Origin of the sequence: Streptomyces olindensis (genome assembly GCF_040645895.1) — a bacterium.
Classification (GTDB): domain Bacteria; phylum Actinomycetota; class Actinomycetes; order Streptomycetales; family Streptomycetaceae; genus Streptomyces; species Streptomyces olindensis.
This window is the reverse complement of sequence record NZ_JBEYZD010000010.1, coordinates 1-14,618: the sequence shown is the minus strand read 5'-3', so window position 1 is coordinate 14,618 and position 14,618 is coordinate 1. Positions and strand designations below refer to the sequence as shown.

Annotated in this window: 13 protein-coding genes; 9 read left to right on the top strand and 4 right to left on the bottom strand. The window is 72.8% G+C overall.

Features of this window, described 5'->3' with window-relative positions:
- Positions 1-185 precede the first annotated feature (185 nt).
- The 7 genes from ABZ948_RS08225 (at position 186) to ABZ948_RS08195 (ending at position 7,345) form a co-directional block, all read left to right on the top strand.
- A complete protein-coding gene (locus ABZ948_RS08225) occupies positions 186-2,639 on the top strand; it encodes a SpoIIE family protein phosphatase (RefSeq protein ID WP_359758126.1) in 2,454 nt (817 codons plus the stop codon).
- Between the two features lie 94 nt (positions 2,640-2,733).
- Positions 2,734-3,153 (top strand): CBS domain-containing protein, encoded by a 420-nt coding sequence (locus ABZ948_RS08220; protein ID WP_031117822.1) that lies wholly within the window; start codon positions 2,734-2,736, stop codon positions 3,151-3,153.
- A gap of 185 nt (positions 3,154-3,338) precedes the next feature.
- A complete protein-coding gene (locus tag ABZ948_RS08215) occupies positions 3,339-3,521 on the top strand; it encodes a hypothetical protein (protein ID WP_359758252.1) in 183 nt (60 codons plus the stop codon).
- A gap of 104 nt (positions 3,522-3,625) precedes the next feature.
- Positions 3,626-4,693, top strand: a complete 1,068-nt coding sequence (locus tag ABZ948_RS08210) for a glucose-1-phosphate thymidylyltransferase (RefSeq protein WP_359758125.1) — start codon at positions 3,626-3,628, stop codon at positions 4,691-4,693.
- Positions 4,690-5,670 (top strand): dTDP-glucose 4,6-dehydratase, encoded by a 981-nt coding sequence (rfbB, locus tag ABZ948_RS08205; RefSeq protein ID WP_359758124.1) that lies wholly within the window; start codon positions 4,690-4,692, stop codon positions 5,668-5,670. Before ABZ948_RS08210 ends, rfbB begins: the two co-directional genes overlap by 4 nt.
- Entirely contained in the window at positions 5,667-6,545 is an 879-nt protein-coding gene (gene rfbD, locus ABZ948_RS08200) for a dTDP-4-dehydrorhamnose reductase (protein ID WP_359758123.1), read from the top strand. The genes rfbB and rfbD overlap by 4 nt, the downstream gene beginning before the upstream one ends.
- Entirely contained in the window at positions 6,542-7,345 is an 804-nt protein-coding gene (locus ABZ948_RS08195; protein WP_359758122.1) for a class I SAM-dependent methyltransferase, read from the top strand. Before rfbD ends, ABZ948_RS08195 begins: the two co-directional genes overlap by 4 nt.
- Before the next feature lie 90 nt (positions 7,346-7,435).
- Here ABZ948_RS08195 and rfbC read toward each other — a convergent pair whose 3' ends face one another.
- Complete coding sequence (rfbC, locus tag ABZ948_RS08190; protein WP_359758121.1) at positions 7,436-8,041, bottom strand: dTDP-4-dehydrorhamnose 3,5-epimerase; 606 nt, start codon at positions 8,039-8,041, stop codon at positions 7,436-7,438.
- Between the two features lie 4 nt (positions 8,042-8,045).
- The gene (locus ABZ948_RS08185; protein ID WP_359758120.1) at positions 8,046-9,983 is read right to left on the bottom strand and encodes a glycosyltransferase family 2 protein; all 1,938 of its coding nucleotides are present in this window, start codon (positions 9,981-9,983) and stop codon (positions 8,046-8,048) included.
- 206 nt (positions 9,984-10,189) lie between these two features.
- On the opposite strand from ABZ948_RS08185, the gene ABZ948_RS08180 reads away from it, so the two are divergent.
- A complete protein-coding gene (locus ABZ948_RS08180; RefSeq protein ID WP_359758119.1) occupies positions 10,190-10,699 on the top strand; it encodes a metallophosphoesterase family protein in 510 nt (169 codons plus the stop codon).
- Positions 10,700-10,703: 4 nt separating this feature from the next.
- On the opposite strand, the gene ABZ948_RS08175 is transcribed toward ABZ948_RS08180, so the two are convergent.
- Positions 10,704-11,057 carry an antibiotic biosynthesis monooxygenase family protein gene (locus tag ABZ948_RS08175; RefSeq protein WP_359758118.1) on the bottom strand — a complete coding sequence of 118 codons (354 nt, stop codon included), beginning with the start codon at positions 11,055-11,057 and terminating at the stop codon, positions 10,704-10,706.
- A gap of 41 nt (positions 11,058-11,098) precedes the next feature.
- Positions 11,099-12,205 carry an XdhC family protein gene (locus ABZ948_RS08170; RefSeq protein ID WP_359758117.1) on the bottom strand — a complete coding sequence of 369 codons (1,107 nt, stop codon included), beginning with the start codon at positions 12,203-12,205 and terminating at the stop codon, positions 11,099-11,101.
- Positions 12,206-12,396: 191 nt separating this feature from the next.
- On the opposite strand from ABZ948_RS08170, the gene ABZ948_RS08165 reads away from it, so the two are divergent.
- Entirely contained in the window at positions 12,397-14,370 is a 1,974-nt protein-coding gene (locus ABZ948_RS08165) for a GTP-binding protein (RefSeq protein ID WP_359758116.1), read from the top strand.
- Positions 14,371-14,618: the final 248 nt, after the last annotated feature.

Below are 14,618 nucleotides of genomic sequence, written 5' to 3'. Positions count from 1 at the left end.
CGTCCCCCTCCGTGACGGGCACCGAGCCTTCCAGCCACGCGCCAGGGCCCGACAGTCACGGCTGTCACGAGGTCACCGTGCGGAACGCATGCGTTAAGAGATGTTCGACGGCTTTCGAGCGCGCTTGTGTGCGCGGGTCCACGGAACGCTCACAGGGGCTGCGCAGGTGTCCCATAAGCGCTGTAATGGCCAACGTGGTCAGTCAGGGCGCCCAGGAGCGCGGAACGCGAACGCTGCGTGCCGAAGGTGCCCTCAGAGCGATCGCGGCCGGTCAGGAGTCGCCCGAACGGGTGCGCCGCGTCCTCGAACAGGCGCTCGTCTTCGCCGGGGCGTCCTTCGCCGCCGTGTACACGCCCACCGAGGACGGCGAGCTGCTGTGCCTGATGGAGTCGGCCGGGGTGCCGAGGACGCTGTACGGACTGCGCGACAGCTATCCCCGCGCCGGCCGCTCCCCGGTCGCCGAGGCCCATCGCGAGGGACGGCCGGTCTTCCTGGGCCCGGCGGAACTGGCCGAGCACGCCCAGGCGCGGCGCGTCCCCTCCCGGGACTTCTTCCTGACGGCCCTGCCCGTGCACGGCGACGGCGGCGGCTGCCTGCTCGCCGTGAGCGAGCGCCCGGAAGGGTTCGGCACCGACGACCGCGAGTGCCTGGAACTCATCTCCGAGGCGTTCGCCTTCTCCGCCCCGGCCGCTGCCGTCGAGGGCGCCGAACTGCCGCCGGGCGCGTTCAGCCTCGCCATGGACACCGGCCGTGTCCGCGTCGGGGACGACCTGCTCGACCTGTTCGGACTCGACCCGGTGGAGTTCGACGGCCGCGTCGAGACCCTGCTGAGCCTGACCGTGCCGGAGGACCTGCCCTCGCTGATGTCCGTGGTGGAGGCCGACCACATGTCCATCGGCGACCGCGAGCTGGAGTTCCGGGTGCTCCAGCCCGCCGGGCCGCCGAAGTGGCTCCGGCTGCGCGGGCGCCTCCTGCCCGGCGGGGAGGGCCACCCGGCACGGCTCGTGGGCACCGTCGCCGACGCCTCCACCCTGCGCTCCGACGTCACCGACGTGGCCCGCGTGCAGCGTCTGGCCGCCGCGCTCGCCACCGCCGTCACCGTCCGCGACGTCGGCAGGGCCGTGGTCGCCGCCCTGCGCCGGCCCCTCAGGGCCGACCGGATCGCGCTCGCCGAGCTGGAGAGCGACCGGCTCGTCGTCTCCGTCCTCGACCCGCCCGAGCCCGAGGCCTGGCCCCAGCTGTGGCGCACGGAGTGGCGCGGTGAGTGGCCCGACGCGCCCGTGCGCGCCATGCCCACCCTCGCCGCCGCGCTGCGCGAGGGCCGCGCCCGGATCTGGCCCGCCGGCAGCCCCCTGGAACGCGCCCTGGGCGAGGTCGGCCCCGGCGGCCTCGCCGTCCTGCCGCTGCCCGCCGGGAACCGCATGGCCGGCGTGTGCCTGATCGGCTGGGACACCCCGCACGACTTCGGCTCCGACGAACGCGCCCTGCTCACCGCCTGCGCCGGCCTCGCCGGACAGGCCCTGGTGCGGGCCCGCGCCTTCGACGCCGAGCACGAGCTCGTCGGCATGCTCCAGCGCCAGCTGCTGCCCCGCCGCCTGCCCCGGCTGCCGGGCGCGGTGGCCGTCGCCCGCTACCTGCCCAGCACGGCCGGGCTGGAGCTCGGCGGCGACTGGTACGACGTCATCCCGCTGCCCGACAACCACGTCGCCCTCGTCATCGGCGACGTCCAGGGCCACAGCGCCGGGGCCGCCACCCTCATGGGGCAGATGCGCACCGCCCTGCGCGCCTACGCCGTCGAGGGGCACCCGCCGGACGTGGTGGTCGCGCACGCCAACCGGCTGCTCACGGACATGGAGAGCGACCTCTTCGCCACCTGCTGCTACGTCGACGTCGACCTGGAGGAGGGCTCCGCCTGGTGCGTGCGGGCCGGGCACCCGCCGCCGGTGCTGCGCTACCCCGACGGCGGGACCGAGATCGCGGAGGCCGAGGGCGGCCCGCCCCTCGGCGTGATCGCGCAGGCCGACTTCCCCATGAGCCCGCTGCGGCTGCCGCCCGGCACCCTGATCGCCCTGGTCACCGACGGGCTCGTCGAGTCACCGGACACCGACATCGACGAGGGCATGGACCGCCTCGCCGCCCGGCTGGGCGCCGCCGCCCCCACCGACCTGGGACTGGTCGCCGACGCCCTCCTCGGCAACGCCCGGCGCAGCGACGACGTCGCCCTGCTCCTGATGCGCTACGACGGCCTGACCCTGCGGCCGCTGCGGGAGAGCTGGACGGTGTGGCGGGTGCCGCAGGCCGTCGGGCACGCCCGCCGCTTCGCCCGGCGCACCCTGCGCTCCTGGGGCGTCACCGAGGACTTCGACGCGGCCCTCCTCGTCGTCTCCGAACTCGTCACCAACGCCCTCGTCCACACCGACGGCCGGGTCCGCATGGACCTCACCCTCGTCGGCGACCGCCTGCGCATCGCGGTCGCCGACGCCTCGCCGCGCTCCCCGGTCCGGCCGACCAGCATCGGCTGGGAGGCCACGGGCGGCCGCGGCATCCTCCTGGTCGAGGCGCTCTCGGCGACCTGGGGCACCCTGCCGGTCAGCGGCGGCAAGCAGGTGTGGGCCGAGCTGGTGCTGGGCCGGCGCTGAGCGGTCCTTCCGCGGGTGACCCTGCGGCCCCGGCGGGTACCCGGCGCCGCGTAGGACGGAGAAACCGCCAGCGAGCCGAAGAAAGAGGAACGTCATGGCTCAGCATGTCCGCGACATCATGACCGGCGACCCGGTCACCGTCGAGCCGCAGACCTCCGTCGCCGAGGTGGCGCGCATCATGCGCGACGAGGACCTCGGAGTCGTCCTGGTGACGGACGGCGACGATCTGCGCGGTGTGGTCACCGACCGTGACCTGGTGGTCCGGTCGATCAGCAAGGGCGGCGACCCCGAGCGGACCACCGTGGCCGGCGCGTGCAGCGACGAGCTGGTCACCGTCGGCCCCGACGAGGACCTGATCCACGCGGTGCAGCTGATGCGCGAGCACTCCGTGCGCCGGATCCCGGTCGTCGACCACGGGCGCCCCGTGGGCATCGTCTCCCTGGGCGACCTGGCCATGGAGCGCGACCCGGAGTCGGCGCTGGGCGACATCAGCGCCGCGCGCCCCAACGCCTGACGACGACACCCCACCCACCGGACGGCCCCGCGCGCCCACCCGTGCGCGGGGCCGTCGCACGTCGCCCGAAGGGGGTTGGCGGAAGGGCGAGTTGGGCATCGCGGCACAGGCGTCCCGGCCGGGGTTTGTTCGGTTTGTCCCTGGGGACTCGAACGGCAGCGGATGCAGAAGGAAGATGATGAGTCGTGACGTCCATGGAGACCACCGAGAAGCCCGTCGTCCGTCGGCCCGAGACCGGCTGGTCGAAGGCACGCCGCCTGCGCGGAAAGGCCGCGCTGCGGACCTGCCTCCCCGCCGTGGAGGACCGGGTCGCCCCCGCGAACGCGCGCAGCGGGCCCGAGTGGAACATCGTCCGGGGCGAGGACTGACCGCTTCCCGGGAGGCCGCGGGGTGACGTTCCGTGTAACTCCGCGCGTCGACAACCCGAAGAAGTGATGTTCACATCCGCCGGATCGCGACTAAGGTGAGCTGAATGAAGGCTCTCGTGCTGTCCGGCGGCGCAGGAACACGGCTGAGGCCGATCACACACACGTCGGCCAAGCAACTGGTGCCCGTGGCCAACAAGGCTGTGCTGTTCTACGGGTTGGAGTCGATCGCCGAGGCCGGCATCACCGACGTGGGGATGATCGTCGGGGAAACGGCCGCGGAGATCGAGGAAGCGGTGGGCGACGGGTCGAAGTTCGGCCTCGACGTCACCTACATCCCGCAGGAGCGGCCCCTGGGGCTGGCCCACGCGGTACTGATCGCCCGTGACTACCTCGGCGACGACGACTTCGTGATGTACCTCGGCGACAACTTCATCGTCGGCGGCATCACGGGCCTCGTCGACGAGTTCCGCAGACACCGGCCCGACGCCCAGATCCTGCTCACGCGCGTGGCCGACCCACGCGCCTTCGGTGTCGCCGAACTCGACCCGACCGGCCAGGTGATCGGCCTGGAGGAGAAACCCGACCAGCCGAAGAGCGACCTCGCGCTGGTCGGCGTCTACATGTTCACGCCCCAGATCCACGACGCGGTCCGCGCCATCGAGCCGTCCTGGCGCGGCGAGCTCGAGATCACCCACGCCATCCAGCACCTGATCGACTCCCGCGCCGACGTGCGCTCCACGGTCATCAAGGGCTACTGGAAGGACACCGGCAACGTCGGCGACATGCTCGAGGTGAACCGCACGGTCCTCGAAGGCATGGAGCGCCGCATAGACGGCGACGTGGACGACGCCTCGCAGACCATCGGGCGGGTGGTCGTGGAAGAGGGCGCGCGGATCGTCAACTCCCGCATCGTCGGGCCCGCCGTCATCGGCTCGGGAACCCTCGTCAGCAACTCCTACGTCGGTCCCTTCACCTCCGTCGCGGAGAACTGCCGGATCACGGACAGCGAACTGGAGTTCTCCATCGTGCTGCGGGACTCCTCGATCCGGGGCGTCGGCCGGATCGAGTCCTCGCTGATCGGCCGGCACGTCGAGGTGACCCCGGCCCCCAGCGTCCCCAGCGCCCACCGCCTCGTCCTCGGAGACCACAGCAAGGTGCAGATCACTTCATGAACCTCCTCGTCACCGGCGCCGCCGGGTTCATCGGCTCCCGCTACGTCCGCGCGGCCCTCGCCCCGGACACGCCCGACGCGCCGCGCATCACCGTGCTGGACAAGCTCACCTACGCCGGCACGCTCGACAACCTCGAACTGACCCACCCCCGGCTGGAGTTCGTGCAGGGCGACATCTGCGACGCCGAGCTGGTCGACAAGCTCATGGCCGACGCGGACCAGGTCGTGCACTTCGCCGCCGAGTCCCACGTGGACCGCTCGATCACCGGCGCCGCCGACTTCGTCCGCACCAACGTGCTGGGCACCCAGACCCTGCTCGACGCCGCCCTGCGCCACGGCGTGGGCCCCTTCGTGCACGTCTCCACGGACGAGGTCTACGGCTCCATCGAGACCGGCTCCTGGCCGGAGACCCACCCGCTGCAGCCGAACTCCCCCTACTCGGCCTCCAAGGCCTCCTCCGACCTGCTCGCCCTCGCCTACCACCGCACCCACGGCATGGACGTGCGCGTCACGCGCTGCTCCAACAACTACGGCCCGCACCAGTTCCCCGAGAAGGTCATCCCGCTGTTCGTGACCAACCTCCTCGACGGGCTGAAGGTGCCGCTGTACGGCGAGGGCCGCAACGTCCGCGACTGGCTGCACGTCGACGACCACTGCCAGGGCATCGACCTCGTCCGCACCCAGGGCCGGCCCGGCGAGGTCTACAACATCGGCGGCGGCACCGAGCTGACCAACAAGGAGCTGACCGGCCTGCTCCTGGACGCCTGCGGCGCGGGCTGGGACCGGGTGGAGTACGTCGAGGACCGCAAGGGTCACGACCTGCGCTACTCCGTCGACTGGTCCAAGGCCCGCGACGAACTCGGCTACCGCCCCCGCCACGACTTCACCACCGGCCTCGCCGAGACCGTCGCCTGGTACCGCGACAACCGCGCCTGGTGGGAGCCCCTGAAGCAGCGCGTCGCCCAGGAGCGCGCATGAGGTGGCTGATCACCGGCGCGGGCGGCATGCTCGGCCGTGACGTCGTCGACGAACTCACCCGGCGCGGCGAGACCGTCGCGGGCCTCGACCGCGCCGCCCTCGACATCACCCGCCCCGAGGCCGTCGAAGCGGCCGTGCGGGAGCACCGCCCCGACCTCGTCGTGAACTGCGCCGCGTACACGGCCGTCGACGACGCCGAGACCGACGAGGCCCGCGCCCTGGAGATCAACGGCGACGGCCCGCGCCTGCTCGCGCGGGCCTGCGCCGCCCACGGCGCCCGCATGGTCCACGTCTCCACGGACTACGTCTTCGACGGCGAGGCCCGCACCGCCCCCTACCCGGAGGACCACCCGACGGGCCCGCGCACCGCCTACGGCCGCACCAAACTGGCCGGCGAGCGGGCCGTGCTCGAAGAACTGCCCGGGGCGAGCGCGATCGTGCGCACGGCTTGGCTCTACGGGGTCCACGGCGCTAACTTCGTGCGGACCATGATCGGTCTGGAATCCCGCCGCGACACCGTCGACGTCGTCGACGACCAACGCGGGCAGCCCACCTGGAGCGCGGACGTCGCCGAGCGGATCGCCGACCTCGGCCCCCGGCTCGGTCCCGACGCGCACGGCGTCTTCCACGCCACCAGCTCCGGTGAGGCCACCTGGTACGAACTGGCCCGAGAGGTGTTCGCCCTGCTCGGCGCCGACCCGGACCGGGTGCGCCCCACCACCAGCGCGGCCTTCCCCCGGCCCGCGCCCCGCCCGGCGTACAGCGCCCTCGCACACCACCGGTGGCAGGAGATCGGCCTGCCGCTGCCGCGCGAGTGGCGCTCCGCCCTGCACGAAGCCCTGCCCCGCATCCGCAAGGAAGGTCTCCCCTCGTGAAACGCCATGAGTTCCTCCGGGAACTGCACAAGGTCAGCGCCAATCGCAACTACCTGGAGATCGGCGTCAACGACGGGCGCAGCCTGACGCTGTCCCGCGTCCCCAGCATCGCGATCGACCCCGCCTTCAAGGTGGTCTCGGAGCTGAAGTGCGACGTCCACCTGGTGAAGGCCACCAGTGACGACTTCTTCGCCCGCGACAACCCCCTGCAGCACCTCAAGGGCGGCCGCCACCCGCTGCGCAACCTGCGGCGCGGCCGCAGCCCGATCGGCTACTGGCGCAAGACGACGCTGGACCTGTCGTTCATCGACGGCATGCACCTGTTCGAGTTCGCGCTGCGCGACTTCATGAACGTCGAGAAGTACTCGGACTGGGGCAGCGTGATCGTCCTCGACGACATGCTGCCGCGCAGCGTCGACGAGGCGGCCCGGGACCGGCACACCAACGCCTGGACCGGCGACGTCTTCAAGATCACCGAGGTGCTGGCCCGCTACCGCCCGGACCTGGTCACCATCCAGGTGGACACCGCCCCCACCGGCCAGCTGGTCGTCTTCGGCGCCGACCCCGACAACCGGGTCCTGCACGAGAAGTACGACGAGATCATGGCCGAGTACAAGGTGCCCGACCCGCAGAAGGTCCCCGAGGCGATCCTGGAACGGGCCGGCGCCGTGCGCCCCGAGGCGCTGCTGGAAGCCGGCTTCTGGCGTCCCCTCACCCAGGCCCGCAACCGGGGCCTGCCCCGCTCGATGGGCTGGGAGCCGCTGCGCAGGGCCCTGGAGCAGGTGGGCGTCAGCCGCTGACCCGAGCCCGGCACGCGGAAGGCCCGGACGCTGTGCGCGTCCGGGCCTTCGGCGTGTGCGGTGACACCCTCCTCGGCTGCCCGCCGGGAGTCAGGCGCCCTTCCCGCCCCGCAACTCCTCGGCGTAGGCGAGGCACGCCTCGTACGACGGCAGCAGGCCCTGCCGTTCCGCCTCCGCCAGGGTGGGGGCCTGCTCGTCCTTGGGGGAGAGGAGCGGGGTGATCCCCTCGGGCCACTCGATGCCCAGGGCCGGGTCGAGCGGGTGGATGCCGTGCTCGCGTTCCGGCGCGTAGCCCTCCGAGCAGAGGTAGACCACCGTCGCGTCGTCGGTCAGGGCCATGAAGGCGTGGCCGAGGCCCTCCGAGAGGAACACCGCATGCCGGGTGTCGTCGTCGAGCCGGGCCGCCTCCCACGTGCCGTACGTGGGGGAGCCCACCCGGATGTCGATCACCACGTCCAGGACGGCACCGCGCACGCAGGTGACGTACTTGGCCTGGCTGGGCGGCACGTCGGCGAAGTGCACACCGCGCAGCACGCCCCGCCGGGAGACCGAGCAGTTGGCCTGCGCCAGGGCCAGGTCACGGCCCGTGGCCTCGCGGAACTCCTCGCCCCGGAACCACTCGTGGAAGCTGCCCCGGTCGTCCGGGAAGATCTTGGGCTCCAGAACCCAGGCGCCCTCTATCCCCAGTGGTCGCATGCTGTCACTGCCCTCCGGTCCTGATACGGGAAACCACCTTCCGGCGCGCGGCCCCGAGCACCCGTCGCGCCCGCCGCGCCAGGCGCAGCGCGGCACCCGGCCCGGGCACCGGCGCCACGAGCACACTCCCGTCCCCGGCGCGCAGGGCGAACGGCAGTCCGGTGAAGCGGGCCCCCTCGGCGCCCGGCGTCAGGCACAGGGCCACCCGCCAGATGCCGCTGGACAGGTCCTCGGCGGGCAGGGCGGCCGTCAGGACCGAGCCCGCCCCACCCGGGGACAGGGTGCCCGCCGCCTCGAGGATCCGGCTGGACGAGACGAACCTCAGCCGCACGTCCGTGTCCCCGGGCACGTGCAGCGGAAGCCGCACCCGGAACACTCCCTCGGAGACCGTGACGTCCCCCTGCTGCACGCCGCCCAGGCCGAGCCGCTTGCCGCGTGTACCCAGTTCCAGGGAGAGATTGCCGTGCGGATCCGTCCAGTACGGCAGGACCGCGCGCTCGCCGACGACCCCCGCCCCGGGCGTGGGCCGGTCCGGCAGCGCCGCCGGGCCCAGGCGGCACTCCTTGGTCCAGCCGCCGAGCTTGACCCGGACGACCGCGTCCCAGACGCCGTCACCCGGCAGGTCGGCCGGATCGACCGTGGCGGTCGCCCGCAGCACCAGCCGGACCTCCTCGCCGTCCCCGACGGGCACGGTCTCGCGGCTGAACTCCACCGGCTGGAAGTACTGCGCGGCGCTGGAGCGCTCCCGCAGCAGCAGATCGGCCGTGGCCTGCCCGAAGCGCGCGGCGGTCTCCGAGGCCACCCACGCCACCGCCTCCGGCACGTCCTTCGGCACGTCGGTCAGCGGCGTCGCCTCGGCGCCGGCGGGGAAGGTCATCGGCTCGCCGCCGGAGAGGTACTCGGCGGTGAAGGCGACCCGCAGGGAGCCCTCCCGCCACGCCACCTCCCCGGGGGTCGCCCGGGGCGCGACCCCGGCCTCCCACTGGGCGAAGGACACCACGTCGTCGTACCGGTCGGCCGCCGTCAGCGCGGCGACGACCTGCTGCGTCGGCTGCAGACCTGCCGCCACACCGGGGCCGAAGCGCTCGACGACGACGTCGTGGATCTCCGCGAACAGCTTCCTGCGGTAGTCGTCCGGCAGCTTCAACAAGCGCCGGGCCCGCAGCCGCTCGACCATCTCCACGCGCAGCCAGCGCCGGAAGAGCCGGTCCCGCACCGGGCCGGGCTCGGTGTAGCGCTCGACGACGTCGAGGGCCTCGCGGAGGTTCTTGAAGTAGCCCACGGGATCGAAGCGTTCGAAGCCGGCGTTGGAGCCGTCGTCCCGCCGCAGGTGGTAGTAGCAGACGTAGTCGCTGAGCACGGAGACGTTCTCCGCGCGCAGATACGCCTCGGCGATGAAGACGTGGTCCTCCAGCCGCCGCCTGCCCTCGGGGAAGCGCAGGCCGATGCGGTCCAGGAAGGCCCGGCGGATCATCTTGTGCGGGGTGAGGCTGTCGATGAGCGGGGCGTTCTCGACGGTGGCGCGCGGGTGGTTGCGGCGGAACAGCTCCACCGGCACGCCGCGGCCCTTGCCGGCCATCTTGCCCACGATCACGTCGGCGCCGTTGGCCACGCCGTAGTCGTACATCCGCTCCAGGGCCTCGTCGCCCAGGTAGTCGTCGTTGTCGACGAACATGACGAACTCGCCCCGGGAGGCCGCGATGCCGACGTTGCGGGGCTTGCCCGACCAGCCGGAGTTCTCCTGGTGGATGACCTTCATCCGGGGGTCCTCGGCGGCGAGCCTGTCGAGCCGGGCCGGGGTCTCGTCGGTGGAGCCGTCGTCGACGAAGATCACCTCGAACTCGTCCGGAGGCAGCGACTGCCGCTGCAGCGAGGAGATGCAGTCCTCGATGTAGATCCCCGGGTTGTAGACGGGGATGATGACGCTGACCTTGACCGGCATCGGGTTTCCGGGCCCCTTCGGGTCGCTCGCCGTAGACGTCCTGTTGTACTGCGCGTTGCCCGATGCTAACCCGGTCGGCGATGTCTCCTCACCTTTCGAGACCGGGCCGTGATCATCCCGCGCGGGGCAACTGAGCTGCGCTGTCTGTCTGTTCGCGGTCAAGCAGGGTGCGGTGCGGAGCGGCGGCCGGCCTCTAGGCTGAGCTCGTGCGCCTGCTCCTCATGTCCGACACCCACCTGCCCAAGCGGGCCAGGGAACTGCCCGCCCCCCTGCTGGCCGAACTCCCGCGGGCCGACGTCGTCTTCCACGCCGGGGACTGGGTCGACACGGCCACCCTCGATCTGCTCCAGGCCCGCTCACGCGAGCTCGTCGCCGTGTACGGCAACAACGACGGGCCGGACCTGCGCGCCCGGCTGCCCGAGGTGGCGTACGCGGAACTGGGCGGGCTGCGCTTCGGCGTGATCCACGAGACGGGCCCCGCCCAGGGCCGCGAGCAGCGCTGCGCCGCCCGCTTCCCCGACCTCGACGTGCTGGTCTTCGGCCACAGCCACATCCCCTGGGACACCACCGCCCCGACCGGCCTGCGGCTGCTCAACCCGGGCTCGCCGACCGACCGCCGCCGGCAGCCGTACTGCACGTACATGACCGCCACCGTCGCCGACGGCCGGCTCACCGACGTGGCACTGCACCGGTTGCCGCCCCGCACACCGCGCTGACCGCCTACGCGCGCGAGAACCCGTTGCTGCGCTCCACCTTCGCCACGTGCAGCGTGTAGCTCTCGTACCACTCGGCCCGTCCGCGCTTCTGCGCCTCGCGGTGCTCGGCGTCGGACCGCCACTCCGTCAGGGCGTCGGCGTCGCGGAAGTACCCGACGGTGATGGACAGCCCGCCGGGAGTCTCAGCGTGGTCCATCCCCAGGAACCCGGGCACCTCCTTCACCAGGGCTTCCATGCGGGCCGCGGTCTCGCTGTAGCCGCTCTGGTCCTGGGTCCGTACCGAGGTGAACACCGCCACGTAGTAGGGAGGTTCGAACGCCTCGACGGGTGCGACAGGAGCTTCGGAGTGGTTGCTCATGGCGTCACTGTAGGACAGGGTGCGCCCGGCGATCCGGCGTTTCACCGGGGGCGGGGCGGGTGCACCGCTCCCTCGGTGGCGGTCAGCGGGGCACCGGTGCCGCCCCAGCGCAGCGCCACGATCTCGGCCGCGACCGACACCGCGACCTCCTCGGGCGTACGGGCCCCGAGGTCGAGCCCGACCGGCGAGCGCAGCCGGGACAGCTCGCGGGGCGTGAGCCCGGCCTCGGCCAGCCGCTCCGCCCGGTCGTCGTGGGTACGGCGGCTGCCCATCGCCCCGATGTAGGCGGCCGGGCGGCGCAGCGCCTCCGTCAGCAGGGGCACGTCGAACTTGGGGTCGTGCGTGAGCACGCAGATCACCGTGCGCTCGTCGGTCTCCGTGTCGCGCAGATAGCGGTGCGGCCACTCGGCGACCACCTCGACGCCGTCGGGGAAGCGCCGGGGCGTCGCGAAGACCGGGCGGGCGTCGCAGACGGTGACCCGGTAGCCGAGGAAGTCCCCGATGCGGGCCACGGCCGCCGCGTAGTCGATCGCACCGAAGACCAGCATCCGCGGCGGCGGCGCGAAGGACTGCAGGAACACGCCGACGGAGTCCTCGCGGCGCTGCCCCTCGGGCCCGTAGTGCCGCAGGCCGGTGGCGCCCAGGGCGAGCTCGCCGCGCGCGTCGGCGGTGACGGCGGCGTCCAGGCCGCCCGCGCCGAGCGTGCCCGAGACCCGGTCCGGCCAGACGGCCAGCGCCGCCCCGCGCCGGGCCGGACCGCCGGTGACCGTGGCCACCGTCACCGGCTCTCCCGCCGCGACCGAGTCCGCGACCGCGCCGAACGCCGGATCCAGCCCGGGCGTCACGGGACGCACGAGCACCGTCAGCTCACCACCGCAGGTCAGGCCGACGGCGAAGGCGTCCTCATCGCTGTAGCCGAAGGTCTCCAGCCGGGCCTCGCCGCTCGCCACGACCTCCTGAGCCAGCTCGAACACCGCACCCTCGACACACCCCCCGGACACGCTGCCCACGACCTCGTCGTCCGGTCCCACCGCCATCGCCGCACCCGGGTCGCGCGGCGCGCTGCGGCTGACCTCGACGACCGTCGCGAGGCCGAACGGGAGCCCGGCCGCGTACCAGCGGCCGAGCACCGGGAGAACGTCACGCACGAGCCGCTCCTCTCCTGGCACACGCCCCCCGGGTACCCCGGGCGGCGGTTAATTCCGTTGTGACTGCCCGGGCCGGTCTGCTGCACTGCACGGGACGACCACGTCCCCGAGTCCCGAGGAGTTCCGGATGCGCACTGCGCTCATGTCCCCCCAGGCAGGAACAGCCCCCTCTCCGAAGGACATGACGCTTCGTGCACATGCTCAACCTTGGAATCCTCGCCCATGTCGACGCGGGTAAGACCAGCCTGACCGAGCGGCTGCTCCATTCGGCCGGGGTGATCGACGAGATCGGCAGCGTCGACGACGGCAGCACCCGCACCGACACCCTCGCACTGGAACGGCAGCGCGGCATCACCATCAAGTCCGCCGTCGTCTCGTTCCCGCTGGACGGTGTGACGGTCAACCTCATCGACACGCCCGGTCACCCGGACTTCATCGCCGAGGTGGAGCGCGTGCTCGGCGTGCTCGACGGGGTCGTCCTCGTCGTCTCCGCCGTCGAGGGGGTGCAGGCCCAGACGCGGGTGCTGATGCGGACGCTGCGGCGGCTGCGCATCCCGACCCTGCTCTTCGTCAACAAGATCGACCGGCGCGGGGCGGGCCACGAGGAGGTGCTGCGGGGCATCTCGGCCCGGCTGACCCCCGCGATCGTGCCCATGGGGACCGCCACCGGCCTCGGCACGCGCGCGGCCCGCTTCGTCCCCGGGCCCGGACCCGCCGCCGCGCTGGACGTCCTCGCGGACCACGACGACACTCTGCTGTCCGCGTACGTCGAGGACACCGTCACGGACACCCTCCTGCACCGGGCCCTCGCCGCGCAGACCCGTCAGGCCCTGGTGCACCCGGTCTACTTCGGCTCCGCCGCCACGGGCGCCGGCGTCGACGCGCTCCTCGCGGGCATCGAGGCACTGCTGCCGGCGGCCGACGGGGACGCGGACGGGCCGGTCTCAGGAACGGTGTTCAAGGTCGAACGGGGCCCGGCGGGGGAGAAGGTCGCCTACGCGCGGATGTTCTCCGGCACCCTGCGCACCCGTGACCGGATCCCCTGCGGGGCGGACGGCACCGAGCGCCGGATCACCGGCATCAGCGTCTTCGGCCACGGGACGGACACCCCCGCGGACGCCGTCGCCGCCGGCCGGATCGCCCGCCTCTCCGGACTCGGCGACATCAGGATCGGCGACGCGCTCGGCGCGCCCCGCAAGGGCTACGAGCAGGTCTTCGCCCCGCCCACCCTGGAGACGGTCGTCGTCCCCGGCCCGGGGACGAACCGGGGGGCGCTCCACCTCGCGCTCACCCGGCTCGCCGAACAGGACCCGCTGATCGGGCTGCGCCACGACGAACGCCGGCAGGAGACGTCCGTCTCCCTCTACGGCGAGGTGCAGAAGGAGGTCCTCCAGGCCACGCTCGCCGACGAGTACGGCCTCGACGTCACCTTCCGCGAGACCACACCGCTGTGCGTCGAGCGGGTCACCGGCACCGGGCAGGCCGCGGAGTTCATCAAGAAGGACGAGAACCCGTTCCTCGCGACGGTCGGCCTGCGCGTCGACCCCGCGCCGGCCGGCTCGGGCGTCTCGTTCCGGCTGGAGGTGGAGCTGGGCGCGATGCCGTACGCCTTCTTCAAGGCCGTCGAGGACACCGTGCGCGAGACCCTCGACCAGGGGCTGCGCGGCTGGCGGGTCACCGACTGCGTGGTCACCATGACCCACAGCGGCTACTGGCCCCGCCAGAGCCACGCCCACCAGGGCTTCGACAAGAGCATGTCGAGCACCGGGGCCGACTTCCGCGGCCTGACGCCGCTGGTGCTCGTCGAGGCGCTGCGGCGGGCCGGGACCCGGGTCCACGAGCCGATGCACCGCTTCCGCGTCGAGGCCCCGGCCGACACCCTCGGCGCCCTGCTGCCGGTGCTGGCCGGGCTCGCGGCCGTACCCGAGACGACGCGGAACCGGCAGGACGTCTGCGTCCTCGAAGGCACCGTGCCGGCGGCCCGGGTGCACGCCCTCGGACAGCGGCTGCCGGGGCTCACCCGGGGCGAGGGCGAGCTGGAGAGCGCCTTCGCACACTATGCGCCAGTTGCGCACGGCACGGTTCCCGAGCGTCCGCGCACCGACCACAACCCGCTGAACAGGAAGGAGTACTTGTTGAATGTGACACGAAGGGTGGGCGGCTGAGGTGTGCGCGCTGGCCGAGAGGGAACTTACTCCAGAGTCAGGGGTGTTGACGGTGTCCTGATATCACCGGACTGTAGTGGACATGCCGACTATCCGAGCGCGTCTCCTGGTCGTCCTGTCCGTCCTGTTCGGCTCCGTGTCGGTGGCGGGCGTCCCCCCCCCCCCCCCCCCACCCCCACCCCGGTGCCCCGCGGGAGAGGCCGCCGGTCCGGCCCCCCCACCCGCCCCGGGGGCGCCGGCCGCCCCCC

What these genes read in the sequence shown, in the direction of transcription:
- ABZ948_RS08225 (WP_359758126.1), top strand. Translation starts at nt 186, where the DNA reads ATGGCCAACGTGGTCAGTCAGGGCGCCCAGGAGCGCGGAACGCGAACG.
- ABZ948_RS08220 (WP_031117822.1), top strand. Translation starts at nt 2,734, where the DNA reads ATGGCTCAGCATGTCCGCGACATCATGACCGGCGACCCGGTCACCGTC.
- ABZ948_RS08210 (WP_359758125.1), top strand. Translation starts at nt 3,626, where the DNA reads ATGAAGGCTCTCGTGCTGTCCGGCGGCGCAGGAACACGGCTGAGGCCG.
- rfbB (WP_359758124.1), top strand. Translation starts at nt 4,690, where the DNA reads ATGAACCTCCTCGTCACCGGCGCCGCCGGGTTCATCGGCTCCCGCTAC.
- rfbD (WP_359758123.1), top strand. Translation starts at nt 5,667, where the DNA reads ATGAGGTGGCTGATCACCGGCGCGGGCGGCATGCTCGGCCGTGACGTC.
- rfbC (WP_359758121.1), bottom strand. Translation starts at nt 8,041, where the DNA reads ATGCGACCACTGGGGATAGAGGGCGCCTGGGTTCTGGAGCCCAAGATC.
- ABZ948_RS08185 (WP_359758120.1), bottom strand. Translation starts at nt 9,983, where the DNA reads ATGCCGGTCAAGGTCAGCGTCATCATCCCCGTCTACAACCCGGGGATC.
- ABZ948_RS08175 (WP_359758118.1), bottom strand. Translation starts at nt 11,057, where the DNA reads ATGAGCAACCACTCCGAAGCTCCTGTCGCACCCGTCGAGGCGTTCGAA.